The 19,007-nt window shown below is 68.3% G+C and carries 13 protein-coding genes; 8 read left to right on the top strand and 5 right to left on the bottom strand.

Translation table 11 applies throughout. From position 1 onward, the window contains the following. Positions 1 to 52 precede the first annotated feature (52 nt). From fes to ACWPW1_RS14865, 3 genes are read left to right on the top strand one after another with little or no spacing between them, the layout of a single operon-like run. A complete protein-coding gene (gene fes, locus ACWPW1_RS14875) occupies positions 53 to 1,303 on the top strand; it encodes an enterochelin esterase (RefSeq protein WP_454253319.1) in 1,251 nt (416 codons plus the stop codon). A 21-nt stretch (positions 1,304 to 1,324) separates the two neighbouring features. After that, positions 1,325 to 1,531: an MbtH family protein gene (locus ACWPW1_RS14870; protein WP_323148550.1), complete on the top strand. Its 207-nt coding sequence runs from the start codon at positions 1,325 to 1,327 to the stop codon at positions 1,529 to 1,531. Positions 1,532 to 1,542: 11 nt separating this feature from the next. After that, positions 1,543 to 5,481 (top strand): amino acid adenylation domain-containing protein, encoded by a 3,939-nt coding sequence (locus tag ACWPW1_RS14865; RefSeq protein ID WP_454253318.1) that lies wholly within the window; start codon positions 1,543 to 1,545, stop codon positions 5,479 to 5,481. Here ACWPW1_RS14865 and ACWPW1_RS14860 read toward each other — a convergent pair. Genes ACWPW1_RS14860 through fepD form a run of 3 tightly spaced genes read right to left on the bottom strand, consistent with a single transcriptional unit; the run spans position 5,478 to position 8,271 of the window. After that, entirely contained in the window at positions 5,478 to 6,284 is an 807-nt protein-coding gene (locus ACWPW1_RS14860) for an ATP-binding cassette domain-containing protein (protein ID WP_323150218.1), read from the bottom strand. The two genes, ACWPW1_RS14865 and ACWPW1_RS14860, sit on opposite strands and share 4 nt — an antisense overlap. Further along, positions 6,281 to 7,279 (bottom strand): iron-enterobactin ABC transporter permease, encoded by a 999-nt coding sequence (fepG, locus tag ACWPW1_RS14855; protein ID WP_323150219.1) that lies wholly within the window; start codon positions 7,277 to 7,279, stop codon positions 6,281 to 6,283. The genes ACWPW1_RS14860 and fepG overlap by 4 nt, the downstream gene beginning before the upstream one ends. After that, positions 7,276 to 8,271 (bottom strand): Fe(3+)-siderophore ABC transporter permease, encoded by a 996-nt coding sequence (gene fepD, locus ACWPW1_RS14850; protein ID WP_454253317.1) that lies wholly within the window; start codon positions 8,269 to 8,271, stop codon positions 7,276 to 7,278. Before fepD ends, fepG begins: the two co-directional genes overlap by 4 nt. A gap of 126 nt (positions 8,272 to 8,397) precedes the next feature. Here fepD and entS point away from each other — a divergent pair, with 126 nt between their 5' ends. Beyond that, positions 8,398 to 9,627, top strand: coding sequence for an enterobactin transporter EntS (entS, locus tag ACWPW1_RS14845; protein WP_323149317.1), 1,230 nt, complete (start codon positions 8,398 to 8,400; stop codon positions 9,625 to 9,627). Between the two features lie 147 nt (positions 9,628 to 9,774). On the opposite strand, the gene fepB is transcribed toward entS, so the two are convergent. Beyond that, positions 9,775 to 10,743: a Fe2+-enterobactin ABC transporter substrate-binding protein gene (gene fepB / locus ACWPW1_RS14840; protein ID WP_454253316.1), complete on the bottom strand. Its 969-nt coding sequence runs from the start codon at positions 10,741 to 10,743 to the stop codon at positions 9,775 to 9,777. Between the two features lie 273 nt (positions 10,744 to 11,016). Between fepB and ACWPW1_RS14835 the strand changes: the two genes are divergently transcribed. Genes ACWPW1_RS14835 through dhbA form a run of 4 tightly spaced genes read left to right on the top strand, consistent with a single transcriptional unit; the run spans position 11,017 to position 15,464 of the window. Beyond that, positions 11,017 to 12,204, top strand: coding sequence for an isochorismate synthase (locus tag ACWPW1_RS14835; protein WP_454253315.1), 1,188 nt, complete (start codon positions 11,017 to 11,019; stop codon positions 12,202 to 12,204). Then, a complete protein-coding gene (locus ACWPW1_RS14830) occupies positions 12,201 to 13,826 on the top strand; it encodes a (2,3-dihydroxybenzoyl)adenylate synthase (RefSeq protein WP_454253314.1) in 1,626 nt (541 codons plus the stop codon). The genes ACWPW1_RS14835 and ACWPW1_RS14830 overlap by 4 nt, the downstream gene beginning before the upstream one ends. Positions 13,827 to 13,834: 8 nt before the next feature. Beyond that, entirely contained in the window at positions 13,835 to 14,698 is an 864-nt protein-coding gene (locus ACWPW1_RS14825) for an isochorismatase family protein (RefSeq protein ID WP_434774551.1), read from the top strand. A 10-nt stretch (positions 14,699 to 14,708) separates the two neighbouring features. Further along, positions 14,709 to 15,464, top strand: a complete 756-nt coding sequence (gene dhbA, locus ACWPW1_RS14820) for a 2,3-dihydro-2,3-dihydroxybenzoate dehydrogenase (protein WP_059315463.1) — start codon at positions 14,709 to 14,711, stop codon at positions 15,462 to 15,464. Between the two features lie 609 nt (positions 15,465 to 16,073). On the opposite strand, the gene rapA is transcribed toward dhbA, so the two are convergent. After that, a complete protein-coding gene (gene rapA, locus ACWPW1_RS14815; protein WP_454253313.1) occupies positions 16,074 to 18,908 on the bottom strand; it encodes an RNA polymerase-associated protein RapA in 2,835 nt (944 codons plus the stop codon). Positions 18,909 to 19,007: the final 99 nt, after the last annotated feature.

Genomic DNA, 19,007 nt, shown 5'->3' with positions numbered 1-19,007 from the left:
AGACGGCGCGCGCCGGGCCATAACGAATTCTCCGACGATGTACCCTGACGCAATGAAAGACTCTCTTCTCCAACGTGACGACCTGGGCAGCGAACCCTGGTGGCACGCCGTGGCCTGTCGCGGCACGCCGTTGATCGAACCCGTCGACGGCAGGCGCTATCGCCTGACCTTTCTCTGGCGTGATCCCCAGGGCACGGCCGAGCACTCCAATACCCAGCGGGTCTGGCTCAACATTACCGGCGTCACCGACCATCACCAGCCGGGCTTGCCGCAGAGCCTCATTCGCTTGCCGGGCACCGATGTCTGGGCCTGGGAGACCGAGCTGGACGGAGGCTGGCGCGGCAGCTACTGCCTCATCCCTACCGGGGAGCCGGCCGCTTTCGAAGACGAGTCCCAACCTGACCTCCAGGGTATCCGCCTGTGGTGGCGCAGCGTCTTTCCCCTGGCCCAGGCCGACCGGCTCAATCCCCGCCGCGCCTGGCAGGGTGGCCGAGGACTGGCGGTATCTGGCGTGCATCTGCCAGGCGCACCAGCGCAGCCAGCCTGGGCGTCCTTCGATGACCGCAGTCTGTCTCCGGCTGCCCCGTCAAGAATGCAGCAGTATCAGTGGGACAGCATCCAGTTGGGTAACAGTCGCCCGGTCTGGGTCTTCACGACCGGTAATACCACCCCTATGGAGCGACCGCTGGCCATCCTGCTGGATGGTCAGTTCTGGGCGGAGGCAATGCCCATAGGTACGCCGCTGCAGCAGCTCACCGATGCCGGTCAGCTCCCGGAGGCGGTTTATTTGCTGATCGACAACAGTGACCGTGCCCTACGCGGCAGCGAGCTGCCCTGCAATCCCGCGTTCTGGCAGGCGGTCCATGAAGAGTTGCTGCCTCAGGTGCGCGACTGGGCGCCCCATGCCCAGTCAGCGTCCTCCACTGTCGTCGCCGGGCAAAGTTTTGGCGGATTGGCCGCGCTCTATGCGGCGCTGCACTGGCCGGAGCGCTTCGGTTGCGCCCTGAGCCAGTCCGGCTCCTTCTGGTGGCCGCAGCGCGGCGCGCCGGGACGGCTGTTCGAGGCGCTGGAAAGCGGGCAGGGGAGCAGGCATTCCTTGCGGCTGTTCATCGAGGCGGGACTGCGCGAACCGACCATCCTCGAAGCTTCCCGCGCCTTGGTCGAGCGCCTGCGCGAGCAGGGTCATGACCTCGACTATCGCGAGATCGATGGGGGCCATGATGCCCTCTGGTGGCGCGGGGGCCTGCTCGATGGCCTGGTCCGGCTCTGGCAACCCCTGGTCGCCGCCGACGCCCACCGCTAATCCCTACTGCCAGGAGGTCCGATGGACGCTCTCAATCCCTTCGACGATCCCGCGCAGGTGCTGCTGATTCTGCGCAATGCCCGGGGCCAGTGCAGCCTCTGGCCGGAGGCCATGACCGTTCCCGCCGGCTGGGAGCCGGTGTTCGGGCCCGCGCTGCGCGCGGCTTGTGACGATTGGCTGGCCAGCCACTGGCGCGATATCCGCCCGGCCGCCTCTCTGCTTTCCTGACTGGAGTTCCTGTGTCCTCTACGCCCTCTTGCGCCTTTTCCGAACTGCCCCTGGTCGCCGCCCAACCCGGCATCTGGCTGGCCGATCAGCTGTCGCCCCATGCCAATGCCTTCGCCGTGGCCCATCTGGTCGAACTGCGCGGTCCGCTCAAGGCCGAGGCGTTGGTGGCGGCCATCGTCCAGGGCCTGGGCGAGCTGGACAGCCTGCGGCTCAACTTCGCTGAACGCGAGGGCGAGCTGGTGCAGTGGATAGATACCGACGCGGCGATCCCCACACCCGAGTGGCTGGACCTGCGCGGGGCAGCCGATCCGGAAGGTACGGCGCGGGCATCCATTCGCGCCGATCTCGATGGCGACCTGAGGGCCACCAGCGGCGGTCCCCTGTGGCTCAATCGGATTTACCAGCTGGGTGACGATCACCTGTTCTGGTACCAGCGCTATCACCACCTGCTGATCGATGGCTATGGCTTCGCCGCCCTGGCCAAGCGGGTGGCCGCCCTGTACAGCGCCGCGGTGCGCGGTGAGACGGCCGAGGCCTCGCCCTTCGTCTCCTTTGCCGAGGTGGTGCGGGAATATCAGGACTATCAGCAGTCGGCCGTCCGCGAGCGCGACGAAGCCTTCTGGCGCGAGCGGGGGGCTGCGCTGCCGCCGGCCGCGTCCCTGGCGCCCGGGGGGCTGGCCGGGCAGGTGCCGACGCCGCGGGTGGTGGAAGCCCGTGCCCGCGTAGCTGCCGAGGTATTCGCGAAGCTGGCCGAGCAGGGCAAGGCCCGGGGGGTGACGCCGGCCGATCTAGCCGTGGCCCTTGCTGCGACCTGGTTCGCCCGCCTCAGTGGCCAGCCGGCCTTCAGCGCCGGTTTCATTTTCATGCGGCGCATGGGCTCGGTGGCGCTCAAGTCGGGTGGGGCGACGCTCAACGTTCTGCCCCTGGGCGTGCGCACGACTACCGGCCAGACGCTGCCGGAGCTGGCCGCGGTGCTGGCCGCCGAGCTCAAGAAGGTACGTCGTCACCAGCGCTACGACGCCGAGCAGATCGCCCGCGATCTCGGCCGGCCGGGCGATGCCGAGCCCCTGACCGGGCCGGTCATCAACCTCAAGCTGTTCGATTTCGCCCTGGATTTCGCCGGGGTGCCGGGCATCACCCACGAACTGGCCTCGGGGCCGGTGCGCGACCTGGAGATCGCCCTCTACCTGGAGGCCAGCGGCGCCCTGGACATCAAGCTGCTCGGCAACGCCGAGCGCTACGCCGCCGACCTACTGCAGGGCCACGCCGACCGCTTCGGGCTGCTGGCGGAGCAATTCGCCGGGCAGCCCGGGCTCCCTCTGGGCGATGCCGACCTGCTGGCGCCGATGGACCGCAGTTGGCTGGCCGAAATCAACGCCACCGAACGCCCGCTGCCAGTGGCCACCCTGGCGACCCTGCTGGCCGACCAGGCCGCGCGAACCCCCCTGGCACCGGCGTTGGCCGATCTGCAGTATGCCTTCAGCTATGCCGAGACCCGCCAGCAGGTGCTGGCCCTGGCCCAGCGCCTGAGCGCGGCCGGGGTAGGGCGGGGCGACATCGTCGCGGTGGCGCTGCCGCGCTCGGTGTTCCTGTCCCTGGCGCTGCTGGCCACCGTCGAACTGGGCGCCGCCTATTTGCCACTCGATAGCGGCTATCCTGACGAGCGCCTGCAACTGATGCTCGACGACGCCAGACCACGGGTGCTGGTGACCGATGCCAGCCAGCGCGGGCGCTTCCCGGTGCTGAGCGAGGGCCAGGTGCTGATCCTCGATGCGCCCCAGGCGGTGCTGGATCGAGATCCGGTGTTCGAGGGGCCGCGGCCCATCGATCCGGCCTATGTGCTCTACACCTCCGGTTCCACGGGCCGGCCCAAGGGCGTGGTGGTAGGTCATGCCGCCATCGTCAATCGCCTGCTGTGGATGCAGGACAGCTATCCGATCGGCGCTGGCGACACCGTCTTGCAGAAGACGCCAAGCAGCTTCGATGTCTCGGTCTGGGAGTTCTTCTGGCCGCTCTTGGTGGGGGCTCGCCTGTACCTGGCCCCGCCCGAGGCCCACCGCGATCCCGAGGCGCTGCAGGAGCTGTTCGCCCGGGAGCAGGTGACCACGGTGCACTTCGTGCCCTCGATGCTGGCGGCCTTCGTCGCCGCCCTGGACGAGCCCGCGGCCGCCGCCCGGTGCGCCAGCCTGCGCCACGTCTTCTGCAGCGGCGAGGCCCTGCCCACCGAGCTGGCCCGCACCTGGGAGCGCCGGGTCGGCGCGCCCCTGCACAATCTCTATGGCCCCACCGAGGCGGCGGTGGACGTTTCCTACCATCCGGCCCATGGTGCTGCCCTGGCGGCCGTCACCGGCAGCAGCGTGCCCATCGGCAAGCCGGTGTGGAACACCGGGCTGCACATCCTCGATGAACGCCTGCGGCCAGTACCGCCAGGTGTGGCGGGGGAGCTCTATCTGAGCGGGGTGCAGCTCGCCGATGGCTACCTGGGGCGCCCGGACCTGACCGCCGCACGCTTCATCGCCGCGCCCGATGGACAGGGCGAGCGCCTCTATCGCACCGGCGACGTCGCCCGCTGGCTGCCCGAAGGCGTGGTCGACTACCTGGGCCGTAGCGATGACCAGGTCAAGATCCGTGGCCAGCGCATCGAACTGGCGGAAATCGATCATGCCCTGCTCGCGCTGCCAGGCGTCGCCCAGGCCGTCACCCATGCCCGGGTGCTGGGCGAGGCGGCCAATGGCGCCGGGGGCGATGCCCGCCAACTGGTGGGCTATCTGCTCGCCCAGCCGGGTGCGGTGCTGGACCTGGAGCGCCTGCGCGCCCGCCTCGCGGATCAGCTGCCGCCACATCTGGTGCCCGTGGCCCTGGTGGAGCTGGAGGAATTTCCCCTGGGTGCCACCGGCAAGCTGGATCGCAAGGCGCTACCGGCGCCCCAGGGCGCGGCCAGGGCCGCGAGTCGACCGCTGGCGCCGGGGTTGGAAAGCGAGCTGGCGGCGGCCTTCTCCGAGGTGCTCGGTTGCGCCATCGTGGGCGCGGATGACGACTTCTTCGCCCTTGGTGGCCATTCTTTGCTGGCCATGACCCTGGCGGCCAACCTGCGGCGACGCCTGGCGCAACCGGTGTCCATCGGCCAGATCATGGTGGCCTCCAGCGTCGCCCGCCTGGCAAGGCAGCTGGAGCAGGACGCTGCCCGCGAGACCCGCGCCGGCTTCGAGACCCTGCTGCCGCTGCGCCCGGGCGACGGCCCCACCTTGTTCTGCTTCCATCCGGCCTCGGGCTTCGCCTGGCAATTCAGCGTGCTGCAACGGCATCTGGATCCGCGCTGGTCGCTGCTCGGCATCCAGTCGCCGCGTCCGGACGGCGCCCTGGTCCAGGGCGCCGATCTGGACGCCGTCATCCAGCGCCATCTGGACACCCTGCGCGAGGTGCAGCCGCAGGGGCCTTATCATCTGCTCGGCTACTCCCTGGGCGGCACCCTGGCCCAGGGGCTGGCGGCGCGGTTGCAGGCGGCCGGAGAGGAGGTCGCCTTCCTGGGCCTGCTCGACACCTATCCGCCGGAAACCCAGAACTGGCAGGAGCGCGAGGGCCAGCGCGAGCTGGACCCGGAGGTGCTGGCCGAGGTGAACCGCGAGCGCGAGGCCTTCCTCGCCGCCCAGCAGGGCCTCGCCGACCCGGCGCTGGGCGAGGGGGCCGAGTTGTTCGCCACCATCGAAGGCAACTACGCCGACTCGGTACGCCTGCTGGCCACGGCGCACAGCGCTTGCTTCGACGGCGAGGCGCTGATGTTCGTCGCCCGGCGCACCCTGCCGGTGGGAATGGACGTCAAGGCTACCTGGGCGCCCTGGATCACCCGCCTGCAGGCCCACGAGGTGGACTGCGCCCACGTCGACATCATCGCCCCGGCCCAGCTGGCGCAGATCGGTCCGGTGCTCAATCGGGCGCTGAAAGGGCTCTAGCTGGCCGAACGCCGCGCCAGGGGCACCACCATGGGCGTCCCGGCCACCGGGTCGTCGATGATCAGGCAGTCCAGGTCATAGACCGCCTTGATCAATTCGGGGGTGACCACGTCGCGCGGGCGGCCGGTGGCCAGTACCTTGCCGTCGCGCATGGCCACCAGGTGGGTGGCGTAGCGACAGGCGTGGTTGAGGTCGTGCAGCACCATCACCAGGGTATGGCCCTGCTGGCGGTTGAGGTCTTCCAGCAACTCCAAGAGGTCGATCTGGTGGGTGATGTCGAGCCAGGTGGTGGGCTCGTCGAGCAGCAGCAGCGGGGTCTCCTGGGCCAGGGCCATGGCGATCCATACCCGCTGGCGCTGGCCACCGGACAGGGTGTCCACCGCCCGGTCGGCCAGTTCGAAGACGCCGGTGGCCTGCATGGCGTGGGTCACCGCGCGCTCGTCGTCGGCGCGCACGCCACCGAACAGTGTCTGGTGCGGATAGCGTCCGCGGGCTACCAGGTCGCGCACCGAGATGTCCCCCGGCGCCTGGGAGCTCTGTGGCAGAAGGCCCAGGCGGCGCGCGACCTCCTTGGTGCGATAGCTCTGGATCGCCTGGCCGTCCAGCCAGACCTGGCCCTGGCTGGGCGCCAGTAGCCGGCTCAAGGTGCGCAGCAGGGTCGACTTGCCGCAGCCGTTGGGACCGATGATGACCGTCAGTTCGCCATCGGGAATGGTCAGTGAGAGGTCTTCGGCGATCAGCTTGCGGCCATAGCCCAGGGTCAGGCGCTCGGCGTGCAGGCGCGAGCAAGGGGCGTCGTTCATGAGCGGCGGGACTCCCAGATGAGCAGGCCGATCAGGTAGAGCCCACCCAGGCTCACCGTGACCAGGCCCACCGGCAGGACATAGGGCAGGAACAGGCGCTGGGCGATGAGGTCCGCGCCCAGCAACAGGACCGCGCCGGTGAGGGCGGCGGCGGGAAGCGCCAGGCGCTGGGTACCGGTCAGGCGGCGGGCGATCTGGGGTGCGGCCAGGGCGATGAAGGAGATCGGCCCGGCCACCGCGGTACCGGCGGCGGTGAGCACCACGCCGAGGCCCAGCAGCGACAGCCGGGTGCGCTCCACCGGGACGCCCAGGGCGCAGGCGGTGTCGTCGCCCATCTCCAGCAGGAACAGCCGCCGACTCAGCGCCAGGCTGGCCGCACCCGCCAGCAGGATGAAGATCACCGCCGGCCAGGCCTTGGCCCAGGTCACCCCGTTGAGTGAGCCGGCGCTCCACAGGCCCGCGCTGAAGGCGGCTTCCAGGGAGGCATGCACGATCAGCCAGGTGTTGAGCGCCATCAGCAAGGCGCGCACGCCGATGCCGACGATGATGAGTCTCAGGGTATCCACGCCGCTGCCGCGCCAGGTGAGGGCATAGACCAGGGCGGCGCTGGCCAGGCCGCCGATCAGGGCGGCGGTGGTGCTCCAGAGGATGCTGGCCTGGAACAGCACCAGCGCGACCAGCACCCCGCTGTAGGCGCCGGTGTTGAAGCCCATGATGTCCGGGCTGCCCAGGGGATTGCGCAGCAGCGACTGGAACAGCGCGCCGCTCAGGCCCAGGGCGGCGCCGATCAGCAGCGCCAGGGCCACCCGCGGCAGGCGCCACTGGGTGACCACCAGCTCGATGCCGCGCGGAGCCTCGCCGAACAAGGCGGCCAGTACCTGGGAAGGACTCAGGGTCAGGCTGCCGCTGCCCAGGGCGAACGTCGCCAGCAGCAGGGCGCCGCCAAATAGGGCGAGCAGCACCCCGGGCAGGCGCAGGCGATCAGGGCGGTTCATGTTCGACCTCCCTGGCGCTGGCGGCGCGCCAGCCAGATCAGCAGCGGTGCGCCGAGGAAGGCGGTCACCACCGAGACGCGCAGCTCATTGGTCACCAGCAGGCGACCGACGATGTCGGCGGTCAGCAGCAGGCTGGGGGTGAATAGCAGGACGAAGGGCAGCAGCCAGCGATGGTCTTCGCCGATGGCCCAGCGGCCCAGATGCGGCACCATCAGGCCAACGAAGGCGATGGGACCCACTGCCGCGGCTGCCGCGCCGCAGAGCAGGGTGATGGCCAGCAGGCCGAGCAGTTGGGTCTGGCGGACCCGGGTGCCGAGGGCTACGGCCAGATCGGTGCCCAAACTCAGGGCATTCAGTGCCGGAGCCAGCAGCAGGGCGATAGCCACCCCCCCCAGTACCGGCAGGCTGGCACTGCGCAGCAGCTCGAACTGGCGCACGTCCAGGGAGCCGAATTGCCAGAATCTCAGTTGGTCGTACACCAGAGGATCGAGCAGGGCGATACCGGAGCTGACGCCTTCGAGCATGGCCCCTAGAGCCACCCCCACCAGCACCAGGCGCATGGGGTTGAAGCCGCCGCCACCGGCGATGCCGGCCAGCAGAACCACCAGGCTGGCGAGCAGGGCGCCGCCGAAGGCATAGCCCAGGTAATGCTCGGGACCGCTGGCGCCGAACAGGGCGATGCCCAGCACCACGGCGAAACTGGCACCGGCATTGACGCCGAGGATGCCCGGGTCGGCCAGCGGGTTGCGCGTCAGCGCCTGCATCAGGGTGCCGGCCACGCCCAGCGCCGCGCCGGCGAGCAGGCCGGCAAGCGTTCGCGGCAGGCGCGCCTCGCGCACGATGAGGCAGGCGGGATCGCTGCAGCCGTGGCCCAGCGCCTGCCAGACGTCGGCCAGCGGTATGGCGGTGGAGCCGAGCGCCAGGCTCGCGGCCATCACCAGGAGCAGCGACAGACCCGCACAGCCGAGGATAAGGAAGCGGCGCATGATCATCCGCGACGGCAGGCAGGAGAGGGAGTGGATGAGAACAAGGCGTATTAACACATGATAGTCTGTATTACATGCTAACAGCCTTGCCTCGGCGGCTCGATAGCGTCCCCTGTGTTTTTCCGGTGATTCATGTCCAAGACGTCCTTTCTGCTCGACTTCGGCCTGCTCAGGTCCCACGCCGCCTTTCGTACCCTGTTCATCGCCCGTCTGGTGTCCGTACTCTCTCTCGGGCTGCTCGCCGTGGCGGTGCCCATCCAGGTCCAGGCCCTGACCGACTCGCCGCTCAAGGTAGGCCTGGCACTGAGCATGGCCGGCATCGGCATGTTCGTTGGCCTGCTCACCGGCGGGGTGCTGGCCGACCGCCTGGAGCGGCGCCGGCTGATCCTCGCCGCCCGCTCCATTTGCGGCCTGGGCTTCATCGGCCTGGCCATCAACGCCAGCCTGCCCGAGCCATCGTTGACGGCCATCTACCTGCTGGCGCTGTGGGATGGCTTCTTCGGCGCCCTGGGCGTCACCGCGCTGCTGGCGGTGACACCGATCCTGGTCGGCCGGGAATCCATGGTGCAGGCCGGCGCCTTGAACATGCTCAGCGTGCGGGTGGCCGCCATCATCGCGCCGCCACTGGGGACGCTGCTGATCGCCCAGAGCGGTGTCGTCTGGAATTACGGGCTGACGGCCTTCGGTACCCTGATCACCCTGCTGGTGCTGCTGCGCCTACCGCCGCTGCCGCCGCCGGAGCAGCCGCGCGAATCGCCCTGGCAGGCCCTGGGTGGCGGCATTGCCTTTCTGTTCGAGAACCGGCTGCTGGGTGCCGTGGCCCTGGTCGGCGCCCTGGTGACCATGGCCAATGCGGTGCGGGTGCTCTATCCCGCGCTGGGGGAGAGCTGGGGGCTGGATACCGGTCACCTGGGCTGGCTCTATGCCGCCGCCCCCCTGGGTGCTGCCCTCGGCGCCCTCACCAGTGGTCGACTGAACCAGGCGCCACGCCCTGGGCGTACCCTGCTGATGAGTGCGGTGGCCACCTTTCTGGCGGTAGCGGTCTTCGCGCTGTTACCTGGCTTCTGGCTATCCGCGCTGTGCCTGGTGCTGTTCGGCTACCTGGGCGCCCTCAATTCGCTGGTGCAGTACGCGCTGATCCAGCGCCTGACCCCGGATCGCCTGCTGGGGCGGATCAATGCCCTGTGGACGGCACAAAATATTGGTGGCGAGGCCATCGGCGCGGCGCTGTTCGGCGGCCTGGCCAGCCTGATGTTGCCGGCGCAGGCAGCGTTCGTCTTCGGTCTGGTCGCCATGCTGGTGGCTGCCCTGTGCTGGGCGCTGGCCAGCGGTCTGCGTCGAGCTGAAAGCCTCGGCGCCTGATCCGCTCCGGTGCGCCTGGCGTAGCGTGGAAAACCGCACAGCGTTTTCCACTGGGGTTCACGGCAGGGAGTGGTGGACAAGGCTGCGCCGTTGTCCACCCTACGGATAGCTAAAGGTTTGGCGTAGCGTTTTCCGCGATTGCCCGGTTCAGGGCTTGGCGTAGCGCTTTTCCAGTCGATCCAGCAGCAGGTTGGCGCTGTAGGGATCGAGGCGGAAGGTCTCGGCGCCCAGCGCCTCCACGCGGTTCTCCTTGACCGCCGGCAGGTGTGCCAGCAGCGGATTGCTGCGCACCGCCTCGGCCTCCTTGGCGTCCGCAGCGAACAGCAGGAAGGTCTGGCCGTTGAGACCGGTGGCGACGTTCTCGCCGGCCAGCTGCAGGATGTCATGGCGCTGACCCTGGCTGTGGCCCGTGGCGAGACCGACTGGCAGCGCGGCGAGTTTGAAGCCCAGGCTTTCCAGCAACTGACCCTGGGAGGAGGCGGCGGTCCAGAGATTGGCCTGCCGCGTCGCCGGGCTGTAGACGAAGGCGGATACCGGTTGCGGCGGCAGTTGCAGGCGCGCCTTGAGGTCGGTGACGCGCCCGGCGAAGTCGTTGACCACCTTGGCGGCGGCGTCCTCGCGACCGGTAGCCTGGCCCAGCAGCTCCACCACCTGTTGCCAGCTGCGATTGTCGTAACCCACCACCAGCACCGGAGCGATGGCCTTGAGTTGATCGACCAGACGCAGGGCCGAGTCGTTGCCGGCGGCGCTGACCAGAATCAGATCAGGGGCCTCGGCGGCCACTGCCTCGGCATTGGCTTCGCCGATGTACAGCCGCTTCACGTCGCGCTCCTTGGCGACCTCGCCCCATTGGCGGAGGAAGCCCTGGTCATCGGCGAATCTGTTGTTGGGCGAGGTGGCGCCACTGGCTACCACTGGGGCGCCGATGGCCAGCAGGGAACCGGTAAGGGTGACGCTGGTGGAGACGATGCGCTGTGGCTTGGCGGGCAGGGTCACCTGGCTGCCATCGGCGCTGATCTCTCGCGGCCAGTCCGCCGCCTGAGTGGTACCACCCAGCGCCAGGGTGGCGACAGCCAGGGTGGTGAGAATGCGAAACAATGACGACAAGCTGAACATGAACGCCTTCCAGTTGTAAGATAATCACTCTCATTTTCAAAGAAGCACCCGGAGCCGGCAAGCCATTCCAGTGATCAGGTACCGAGAGGGCAGCCGCTATCGGACTGGATCTAGCTTATGTAGTCATCGCCGGATGGCAATAAACGAGCTATATCAAGGGCTTGCATGCCCATCGAGAAAATCGTTTGGTCCCTAACGAATTGACTTTTCGTCAGACAAAAGTTAGCTTCCGATTATTGATAAGAATTATCATTCGTGTAGAGGTTCATCGAAATGACGAGCAAGAGGGCTGAGAGGGTCGAGCAGGTAGCTGCCGATCGTCGGGAACAGGCCGCGTTCCTGTTCCAGTCGGGTGATCGCGTCCTGCAGGGACAGGGCATCTGCGCCCGGGTCGAGACACCGGCCAGCGGCGGCGCGCACCGGGACAGCCTGTTCCTGCACGCCGTGGAAGAGGCCTTCGCCCGTGCCCGCCAGGCCGGCATCGCCGAGCCGGTGATCATGGGCGCCATTCCCTTCGATACCACCAGGCCCTCTTGCCTCTATGTCCCTCGGGAGCATGCCTGGGTGGCCCGCTCGGCGCCGGTCAGCCCTGCGCCGATCACACCGGCGCAGGTGCGTGAGGTGCGCAACCTGCCCAGCGCGGACGGCTTCTGCCTGGCGGTGGAGGAGGCCATCGAGGCCTTCCGTCGCGGTGAACTGAGCAAGGCGGTGCTGTCGCGGATTCAGGAGATTCGTCTGGCCGAACCCGCCGATGTGGACGTCATTCTGGCGAACCTGGCGCGGCAGAATCCCACTGGCTATCAATTCCGCATCCCGACCGCCGAGGGCGGTGAGCTGGTCGGGGTCAGCCCCGAGTTGCTAGTACGCAAGCAGGGCGCTCGGGTATACACCAATCCCCTGGCGGGCTCCGCCAAGCGCCAGGCCGATCCGGTGGAAGACCAGCGGGTGGCCCGCGACCTGCTGGATTCCAGCAAGGACCACTACGAGCACCGCCTGGTGATCGAGGACATCCGCCAGCAGCTGGCACCGTTGTGCAGCCGGCTGGACGTCCCCGAAGCGCCGTCGCTGCTCAGCACCAATGCCATGTGGCACCTGTCCACCGCCATCGACGGCGAACTGGCCGACAGTCGCACCTCGGCGCTGCAACTCGCCTGCCGCCTGCATCCGACGCCGGCCGTCTGCGGCTATCCCACGGCCGCGGCGCGCCAGCTGATCGAGCGCATCGAACCCTTCGACCGCGGCCTGTTCACCGGCATGGTGGGGTGGTGCGATGCCCAGGGCAATGGCGAGTGGGTTGTCACCATCCGCTGCGGTACGGTGCAGGACGACTGGCTGCGGCTGTTCGCCGGCGCCGGCATCGTCGAGGCATCCGACCCCGCGGCGGAATGGGCCGAGGTCACCGCCAAACTGGGCACCATGCGTGCCGCCTGTGGTTTGCTCGACGAGGAGAGCCCTACGTGAGTCTGGAATTCACCTCCTGGCCGGACGATCTGGCCGCCCGCTATCGCGCCCTCGGCTACTGGCTCGACCTGCCCATGACCGAGATCCTGGCCCGCAGCCGCGCGGCGCTGCCCGAGGCGCCGGCGATCCTCTGCGGCGAGCGGCAGCTGAGCTACGCCGAGCTGGACGAGCGCTCCAGCCGCCTAGCCGCCCACCTGCAGGCCGCCGGTCTGCGCCGCCACGACACGGCGCTGGTGCAGCTGCCCAACGTGGCCGAGTTCTATGTGGTCTTCTTCGCGCTGCTCAAGGCCGGCATCGCGCCGGTCAACGCCCTGTTCAGTCACCAGAAGCTGGAACTGCTGGCCTATGCGCAGCAGATCCAGCCCAGGTTGCTGATCGCTTCCCGCGAGCACAACCTGTTCCGCGACGACAGCTTCCTCGGTGAGCTGCGTGACGTGGCACCGGGCCTCGGCGAGGTGCTGCTGGATGGCGCGGACGACGCACGCAGCCTGCAGCAACGCCTGGACACCCCGCTGTCCGGCTATCAGTTGACGCCCACCGCGGGTGGCGAGGTGGCCTTCTTCCAGCTCTCCGGTGGCAGCACCGGTACGCCCAAGCTGATCCCGCGTACCCACAACGACTACTACTACAGCCTCAGGCGCAGCGTCGAAATCTGCCAGCTGAGCCCCGCGACGCGCTTTCTCTGCGCCCTGCCGGCGGGGCACAACTATACCCTCAGCTCGCCTGGCGCCCTGGGCGTGTTCATCGCTGGCGGCTGCGTGGTCATGGCCCGCGATCCCGAGCCGCTGCGCTGCTTCGAACTGATCGAGCGCCATCAGGTGGACTGGGTGGCCCTGGTGCCCCCGGCGGTGGCGCTCTGGCTGCAGGCCGCTGCCGCACCCGAGCAGCGTGCCCGCCTGGCCAGCCTGCGCATGGTGCAGGTGGGCGGTGCCAGCTTCGCCGAGGCCCAGGCCCGACGGGTGCCGGCGGAGCTGGGTTGCCAGCTGCAGCAGGTATTCGGCATGGCCGAAGGCCTGGTCAACTACACCCGCCTGGACGACGAACCCGAGCGCATCTTCACCACCCAGGGCTGCCCCATGAGCCCGGATGACGAGGTGCGCATCACCGACGAAGACGGCCAGCCGGTGCCCGATGGCCAACCCGGTCTGCTGTCCACCCGTGGCCCCTATACCTTCCGCGGCTACTACCGCAGCCCCGAGCATAATGCCCAGGTGTTCGACGCCGAGGGTTTCTACTTTTCCGGCGACGTGGTCCAGCGCGATGCCGACGGCTACCTCAAGGTGGTCGGCCGGGTGAAGGACCAGATCAACCGCGGGGGCGAAAAGATCGCCGCGGCCGAGATCGAGGGCCTGCTGCTGCGTCATCCCGGTATCACCCATGCGGCCCTGGTGGCCATCGCCGATGAGCTGATGGGCGAGAAGAGCTGCGCCTGCCTGGTGGTGAGTGATCCGGCACTCAAGCCGGTAGCGCTGCGCCGCTATCTGCGCGAGCAGGGCGTGGCCGAATACAAGCTGCCCGACCGTTTCCAGTTCCTCGACCAGCTGCCGCTCACCGCAGTCGGCAAGATCGACAAGCGCCGCCTGCGCGAGCAGCTGCAGACCCCCTCCACCGAACGTTCCTAAGGTTTCCCATGGCTATTCCCCGTCTTGCGTCCTATCCCTTGCCCCAGCCCGCCGGCTTTCCCGCCAACAAGGTTGCCTGGACGCCTGTGGCCGATCGCGCCGTGCTGCTGATCCACGACATGCAGCGCTATTTCGTCGAGTTCTATGGCGACAACAGCCCGCTGATCGCCCAGGTGGTGGCCAACATCGCCGCGCTGCGTGCCTGGGCCGATGCCCAGGGCGTGCCGGTGGTCTACACCGCCCAGCCCACGGACCAGCCGCCAGCCGACCGTGCCCTGCTCAACGACATGTGGGGCCCTGGCCTGACCCAGGCCGATCCTGCGCTGCAGCAGGTGGTAGAGGAGCTGGCCCCCAAGGGCGATGACGTGGTCCTGACCAAGTGGCGCTACAGCGCCTTTCACCGCTCCAACCTGCAGGACCTGATGACCGAGTGGCGCCGCGACCAGCTGATCGTCTGCGGCGTCTATGCCCACATCGGCTGCCTGACCACCTGTACCGACGCCTTCATGCGGGATATCCAGGCCTTCCTGATCGGCGACGCCGTCGCCGATTTCAGCGAGGAAGAGCACCGCATGGCGCTGCGCTACGTGGCTACCCGCTGCGGCAGCACCCTCAGCACCGCCCAGGTCACCGGCGCGGGTGCGGCGGTGCTCGACGAAGCCTGGCTGCGTGCCCAGGTCCAGCCGCTGCTGGATGCCGACGACGAGGAGCCGGCGCTGGACGACAACCTCACCGACTTCGGTCTGGATTCGGTGCAGGTCATGACCCTGGTGGGGGAATGGCAGAAGCGGGGCCTGCCGGTCACCTTCGCCGATCTTGCCGCCCAGCCGACCCTGCAGGGCTGGCTGGATCTGCTGCGCGCTCGCGCCTAGGGAGCCCTTGATGACGCAACTGGATTTCACCGGCAAGCGCGTCTGGGTGACCGGCGCAGGGCAGGGCATCGGCCTGCAGGTGGCACGCCGCTTCCAGGCGGCCGGCGCCGAGGTGATCGGCCTCGACCGGCAATTCGCCGAGAGCAGCTATCCCTTTCGCACCCAACTGCTGGATGTTGCCGACGCGGCTCAGGTCGAGGACGTCTGCCAGGCCCTGCTGGCCGAAGAGCGGCGCCTGGACGTGCTGGTCAATGGCGCCGGTGTGCTGCGCCTGGGCACCAGCGACAGCCTGAGCCTGGACGACTGGCAGGCGCTGCTGGACGTTAACGTCTCCGGCCCCTTCTACCTGTTCCGCCAGCTGGTGCCGCTGTTCAAGGCCCAGGGCCGCGGCGCCATCGTCAACATCGCCTCCAACGCCGCCCATGTGCCGCGCCTGCAGATGGCCGGCTATTGCACCTCCAAGGCGGCGCTGGTGTCCTTGAGCCACTGCGTGGCCCTGGAACTGGCGGGCTCGGGCGTGCGCTGCAACGTGGTTTCGCCCGGCTCCACGGCGACCCCCATGCTGGCCGGCATGCTCGGCTCGCCCGAAGGCTACCAGCGCCTGGTGGACGGCCTGCCGGAGGACTTCAAGCTCGGCATCCCGCTGCGCAAGATCGCCCAGCCCGACGAGATCGCCAACACCGTGCTGTTCCTCGCCTCGGACCTGGCAAGCCATATCACCATGCAGGACATCGTGGTGGACGGCGGCGCGACCCTGGCGGCGTGAAGCAGATTCGTAGGTTGGGTTGAGCGCTAGCGAAGCCCAACAGGAGTTATCCGGCGATCGCGGTGTGTTGGGCTTCGACGGTGGGGCCGTCTCAGCCCAACCTACGGCTAGGCGCGGCGACCGATCACGAGCTTGCCGGGGCTGATGCAGCTGAGCGCCTGCTCGTATAGCTCCCCCCCCCCTTGGGAGAGGATTGGGGTGAGGGGGCTCCTGGCTACGGGGCTGGCGACGTGAGGCGTTTCGTAGGTTGGGCCGAGCGTTAGCGCGGCGTGTTCGAGTCCGTCCGTTGGGCTTCGACGATAAGGCCGTCGCAACTCACGAGCCTACCGGAGCTGATGAAGCGGAACGCTCGCTCAGACAGCTCCCTCTCCCCTCGGGAGAGGGTTGGGGTGAGGGCGCCCTTGGCTAGGACGCCCAGTGGAAAAGGCTACGCCGTTTTCCACGCTACGGGACTGAGCGGTTCCGTAGGTTGGGTTGAGCGCCAGCGAAGCCCAGCATTGATTCCCAGTTAAAGCACTCGCGGCCATGGGCCGCTCCTACAGTTCTGTAGGAGCGGCCCATGGCCGCGACAGGTATCGCTAAAGGGCTTCGTTAACGAAGCCCTTCCACTCAACCCGCCACCAGCACCCGAATGGCTTCCAGGCGCAGCGAAGCCTTGTCCAGGTAGGTCAGGCCTTCTTCGCGCTGCTGGCGCAGCCGGTCGATCTCGTCCTGGCGGACGCTGGAGTTGACCGCGCGCAGGGCCTCCAGGCGGGCGATCTCCTCGTCCATGCCCGAGAGGTACGCCTGGCGCGCCTTGGCGACGCGTTCCTCGTGGCGGGGCAGGGCCTTGCCTTCGCCGCCGCCGATCAGCTTGGCCAGGGAGTCGCGCTGGGCCTGGACGAACTTGTTGGCGCTGGTGCGCGGCACGCTTTCCAGTTGATCGTTGAGGGTCTCGAAGGCCACCCGGGCGGCCAGGTCGTTGCCGTTGGCGTCCAGCAGGCAGCGAATCGCCAGCGGTGGCAGGTAGCGACCCAGCTGCAGGGCGCGCGGCGCCACCGCCTCGCTGATGTAGATCAACTCCAGCAGCACGGTGCCCGGCTTGAGCGCCTTGTTCTTGATCAGCGCCACGGCGGTGTTGCCCATGGAGCCGGACATCACCAGATCCATGCCGCCCTGGGCCATGGGGTGTTCCCAGGTCAGGAACTGCATGTCCTCGCGGACCAGAGCCACGTTACGGTCGTAGGTGATGGTCACGCCTTCGTCGTCGCCGAGGGGGAAGCCGGCGTCGAGCATCTTCTCGCTGGGCTTGAGGATCAGGGCGTTGTCGGAGTGGTCCTCGCTGTCGATGCCGAAGGCGTTGAACAGCTCTTCCATGTACATCGGCAGGGCGAACTGGTCGTCCTGTTCGAGGATGTCCTCGACCAGTTGCTCGCCGGCACCGGCGCCGGAGGAGTTGAGTTCCAGCAAGCGGTCACGGCCGTTGTGCAGCTCGGTTTCCAGGGTGGCACGGGCCTCGGCGCCCTGTTCCAGCAGGGTCTGCCAGGCGGCGTCGTCGCCACCGGCCAGTTGTTCGTCCAGCTCGCTGGCGAAGCGCGCCTGCAGGGCACTGCCGGTGGGCGAGGTGGCCAGGAAGGCGTTGAGCGCCTGGTGGTACCACTGGAACTGCCGCTCCTGGCGGCTGCCTTCGAGGTAGGGCACGTGCAGCTGGATGGTGTGGCGCTGGCCGATCCGGTCCAGACGGCCGATGCGCTGCTCCAGCAGGTCCGGGTGGGCCGGCAGGTCGAACAGCACCAGGTGATGGGCGAACTGGAAGTTGCGGCCTTCACTGCCGATCTCGGAGCAGATCAGCACCTGGGCGCCGAATTCCTCATCGGCGAAGTAGGCGGCGGCGCGGTCGCGTTCGAGGATGCTCATGCCCTCGTGGAACACCGTGGTCGGGATGCCGGACTTCAGGCGCAGGGCATCTTCCAGATCCAGGGCGGTTTCCATGCGCGCGCAGATGACCAGCACCTTGTGCGGCTTGATCGCCTTGAGGGTGTCGATCAGCCATTCGACGCGGCCGTCGTGGCGCCACCAGCGATCGTTGTCGTCTTCCGGCGCGAATTCGGTTTCCGGTTGCAGCGACTGGCCGGGCATGACGCCTTCGTCCAGATAGGCATCCGGGAAGGGCAGGGCATGGGCATGCAATTCGCGCTCGGGAAAGCCCTTGACCGCGGCGCGGGTGTTGCGGAACAGCACGCGGCCGGTGCCGTGGCGATCCAGCAGTTCGCGGACCAGGCGGGCACGGGCATCGGCATCACCGGCGGCCGCAGCGGCCAGCAGGGTCTCGCCTTCCTGGCCGAGGAAGCCACCGATGGCGTCCTGGGCTGCCGGGCTCAGGGCGCCGGCATCGAGCAGTTCCTGCACGGCTTCGGCGACCGGGCGGTAGTGCTGGGACTCCTGCTGGAAGGCAGCGAAGTCATGGAAGCGACTGGGATCGAGCAGGCGCAGACGAGCGAAGTGGCTGTCCTGGCCCAGCTGCTCGGGGGTCGCGGTGAGCAGCAGTACTCCGGGGATGACCTCACCCAGTTGTTCGACCAGACTGTATTCGCGGCTGGCGCCCTCGGGGTGCCAGACCAGGTGGTGGGCTTCGTCGACCACCAGCAGGTCCCAACCGGCGGCGAAGGCGGCATCCTGGGCCTTCTCGTCGCGCACCAGCCAGTCCAGGGAGACCAGGGCGAGCTGGGCATCCTCGAAGGGATTGCCGTCTTCGCTGGCCATGAAGCGCTCGGCGTCGAACAGCGCGACTTCCAGGTTGAAGCGGCGGCGCATCTCCACCAGCCACTGGTGCTGGAGATTTTCCGGGACCAGGATCAGCACCCGGCTGGCGCGACCGCTGAGGAGCTGGCGATGGATCACCAGACCGGCCTCGATGGTCTTGCCCAGGCCTACTTCATCGGCCAGCAGGACGCGTGGCGCGACGCGGTCGGCCACGCTGCGGGCGATGTGCAGCTGGTGCGGGATCGGTTGGGCGCGGACACCGCCCAGGCCCCAGAGGCTGGACTGCAGCAGGCGGTTGCGGTGCTCGTGGGTGTGGTAGCGCAGGCCGAACCAGGGCAGGGGATCGATCTGCCCGGCGAACAAGCGATCGCTGGCCAGGCGGAACTGGATGAAGTTCGACAGCTGGGCCTCGGGCACGCTGCGTGCCTCGCGCTCCGCGGTGAAGCCGTGATAGGTCAGCAGGCCATCCTCTTCGGAAACCTCCCGCACGGTGAGCTTCCAGCCCTCGAAATGCGTCACCTCGTCGCCCGGGGCGAAGCGCACCCGGGTCAGGGGCGCATTGCGCTGGGCATACTGGCGCGTCTCACCGGTGGCTGGATAGAGCACCGTGAGCAGGCGGCCGTCCAGGGCCAGGATGGTTCCCAGGCCCAGTTCGGCCTCGCTGTCACTGATCCAGCGTTGTCCCGGTTGATGTGACGCCATGTAGAAGCTTCTCCCCAGCTATCAAAAAGCCGGCTATTTTAGCGAAAGCGGAGTCATAAGCCCAACCCCAGGGCGGTGCTCTTTGCCGCAGTCCGTCAG

The organism is Pseudomonas sp. Marseille-Q7302 (assembly GCF_965111925.1).
Note: the sequence above shows the minus strand (reverse complement) of the source record. Positions and strands in the feature narration are given on the sequence as shown.